3 protein-coding genes are annotated in these 3380 nt (G+C 60.6%); 1 reads left to right on the forward strand and 2 read right to left on the reverse strand.

Annotation, left to right across the window (positions count from 1 at the left end; all coding sequences use genetic code 11):
- Both EOA85_RS30740 and EOA85_RS30750 read right to left on the reverse strand, forming a co-directional pair.
- On the reverse strand, positions 1–485 hold a 485-nt coding region (locus EOA85_RS30740), incomplete at its 3' end, for an aminotransferase class III-fold pyridoxal phosphate-dependent enzyme (RefSeq protein ID WP_127212240.1).
- 207 nt (positions 486–692) lie between these two features.
- Positions 693–2756, reverse strand: coding sequence for a prolyl oligopeptidase family protein (locus EOA85_RS30750; RefSeq protein ID WP_127212241.1), 2064 nt, complete (start codon positions 2754–2756; stop codon positions 693–695).
- A 155-nt stretch (positions 2757–2911) separates the two neighbouring features.
- Between EOA85_RS30750 and EOA85_RS30755 the strand changes: the two genes are divergently transcribed.
- Positions 2912–3380: hypothetical protein (locus tag EOA85_RS30755; protein ID WP_127212242.1), on the forward strand; the 469-nt coding region annotated here is incomplete at its 3' end.

A 3380-nucleotide genomic window follows, 5' to 3' on the forward strand; every position in this document is an offset into this window, starting at 1 on the left:
GTGCCGGCGATGGTCGAGCCGTGATAGGCCGTCTTGCGCGAGATGATGCAGTTCTTCTCCGGCTTGCCTTCCAGCGCCCAATAGTGGCGGACCAGCCGCAGTGCCGTATCATTGGCCTCCGAGCCGGACGAGCCGTAGATGACCTGATTGACGTGCTTCGGCGCCAGTTCCGCCAGCTTTTTGGCCAGCAGCACCGGCGTCGGGGTCGAGCATTTGAAGAAGGAATTGTAGTAGGGAAGTTCCTTCATCTGGGCGTAAGCTGCGTCGGCCAGTTCATCGCGGCCGTAACCGACATTAACGCACCACAGCCCGGCCATGCCGTCGAGGATTTCCGTCCCTTCGGAATCGTAGATGAACGGCCCGTTGGCGTGGGTGATGATGCGTGAGCCGGCCTCGCGCATCTCCTTGTGATCGGTGAACGGATGAAGGTGATGCGCAGCATCGATCTGCTGAAGCTGCTTCAGCGAATAATTCTGATACGTCATGTCTGATCTTTCCTCTTGAACCAATCCGGCAATTTGTTGCCGGGGCGGATTCGCTAGGGGAAAGTGGGCGGCGAATAGCCGATGCGGGCGCAAAGCCGCAAAAGCTCGGCGCGAAGCGTGCGCGGCGACGGCGTCACCGCCATCCCAAATGCGCGAAATGTCTTCATCCGAGCCATGCAGCACCTTAGGCGGTCTGATGCGATCAGTTCAAGCCGTTCCGTTCAGCGCCCGTTGCAGGAAGACATACTTCATCGCCGCCTGTGCCGCTTGCGGCCGGCGATCACCGCGCCCGCCATGGCCACCTTCGGTTTCTTCGAAGAATAGTGTCTTGGTGTGGCCGGCAGCCTGCAGCCGCCCGGCCATCTTGCGCGCATGGCCGGGATGGACGCGGTCGTCGGCCGTCGATGTGGTCAGCAACACCGGCGGATAGGCGGCATCGGTCTCGACATGTTGATAAGGCGAATAAGCCGCAAGCCACTCGGCTTCTTCAGGCTTCGCTGGATCGCCATACTCGGCCATCCAGGATGCCCCAGGCGGCAGCTCGGTATAGCGCAGCATGTCGAGCAGCGGCATATCGATGATCACCGCACCGAAAAGCTCCGGATGCTGGGTCAGCGAAACGCCGGTCAGCAGGCCGCCATTTGAGCCGCCCTGGATGCCGAGAATCGCCGGCGTGGCGATGCCGCGTTTCACCAGGTCTTGCGCAACCGCTATAAAATCGTCGAAGGCATTCTGGCGATTGGCCTTGAGCGCGGCCTGGTGCCAGTTCGGGCCGAACTCGCCGCCGCCGCGAATATTGGCCTGCACATAGGCATTGCCTTTTTCCAGCCACAGCCGGCCGCGCACGCCGGCATAGCCTGGCAACAGCGGCACTTCGAAGCCGCCATAGCCGTAAAGCAGCGTCGGCACCGGCCCGTTCTGATCACGTCGCCTGACGACGAAGTAAGGAATCATGGTGCCGTCTTTCGAGCGCGCCTCGAACTGTTCCGAGACCAGGGACGACGCGTCGAAGCGCGCCGGCTGCGATTTCACCGTTGCCAGCGTGGCAGCATTGTCGTCCGACCAGATGATCGAGCTCGGCGTCAGGAAGTCGGTGAAGGAGAAGGAGACGCTGGAGCCGAAACGCTCGGCGTGGCTGATGCCGACATTGCCGTTTTCGGGCAGCGCCACCGGCTGCAGCGACCAGCCGCTGTCGCCGCGTTGGCAGGCGACGACCTTGCCGCGCACATTGTCCATCAGGTTGATGAACAGCCGGTCCTGCGTGCGGGCGATCCCGCCGATCGAGACACGATCCGCCGGCTCGAGGACGGTATCGACGGGTCCGAGCGCATTGGTCTCCATCCAGCGGGCGAAGTCCAGCGAATAGAGGCCGTCGGGTCGGCATCGCGTGCCGCCCGGCGCCGACCATGGGCTGCGCACCCCGAAGACGAGCTGATCCCTGAACAGCATCGTGTCGGTGACGTCGTCCGGCAGCGGGATACGCCTGTTTTCGCCGGAAGGCAGACGCAGAAAGCTGTGCGAGGCGAAGAAATCGAGCGTCCGGGTCAGGAACAGATGCCGCTTGTCGCCGTCGAACTCGAGGGAACCGCCGGCGGCGAGATCCTGCTTCTGCGCCTCGAAGATCGGCGTCGCATCCTCCAGCCTGGTGCCGCGCTGCCAAAGCTTAACCACGCGCGGATAACCGGACTGGGTTTTTTCGTCCTTTTCGAAGGCAGCCGAGACGATGACCGTGTCCTTGTCCAGCCAGCGGAAGCCCGACTTCGAGGCAGGAGCACGAAAGCCGCCCTCGACAAAGGACTTGGTGTCGATGTCGAATTCGCGCATCTCACTGGCGTCGCCGCCATCCGGCGACAGGCTGACCAGGCAGCGGCTGAAGTCGGGATAAAGCCGGCTGGCGCCGCTGAACACCCATTTCACGCCCTCTTTCGCCGACAGATTATCGAAGTCGATGATCGTGTCCCAATCCGGCTTCTCGGTCTTGTAGGAAGCGACCGGCGTGCGCCGCCAGAGGCCAAGCACGTTGGTCTTGTCCTGCCAGAAATTATAGACGTGGCCGTTGAGCGCAGAGCCAACCGCAATGTTGTCTTCGGCCGTCATCAGGTCGAGCGCGGTTTGGAAGTAGGCTTGGTAGGACGGATCACCCTGCAATTCACCTGTTGTAACCTCGTTCTGACGGTGAACCCAGTCGAGCGCTTGCTTGCCTGTCCTGTCCTCCAGCCAGAGAAAGGGATCTTCGTCCGCCGAATTCGCCTGCGTCTTTGTGTTCGACATCGTCAAATGGTCTCCGATAAACTCATCAAGGCTCGGTGTCGCAAACATCGTCTTGCGACGACCCATATTCAACTTGGAACGCGCAAAACGAGCCGTTGCGCTGTTGGCCGCTCTAAGGTGGGGCCTCCTGCCGCCCGCAGGCCACGAGGGAACTCATGCCACATCTGTACATTGCGAAAGAGAAGTTCGGTCCTTTCAGCGGCACTGCGTGGACCATGTACATCAACTGGTCCGGCCTCACCCAATTAAGCGAGGTCGTTTCACTCGATGGAATGCTCGGGCCGGTCGCCCTGGGAGAGGTAAAGGACAGCTACTGGCCCCATATTGTTAACGAGGACTACATGCTCGATTTCTTTGTGGACCTGGACTTCCTCCTTTCGGAGTTGGCGGATCCGGGCGACTTGAATGTCCTCAATGTGATCCGAAGACCGTCGGTTGACGTTCGTTCACTCGACTGGAACGGATTTACCTTCCTGGGCTACGACTTGTTGGATCAAGACGTCTCCATAAGCGCTTTGACCAACTGCGGAGGATTTCCTGACGTGTTTGCGAACACGGAACTGTCTGACGTTGGATTGATACCCGACTTTGATCGTGCCGTTGAAATTCGAGACCATCTACGCG

The organism is Mesorhizobium sp. M5C.F.Ca.IN.020.29.1.1, assembly GCF_003997375.1.
GTDB classification, from domain to species: Bacteria; Pseudomonadota; Alphaproteobacteria; order Rhizobiales; family Rhizobiaceae; genus Mesorhizobium; species Mesorhizobium wenxiniae.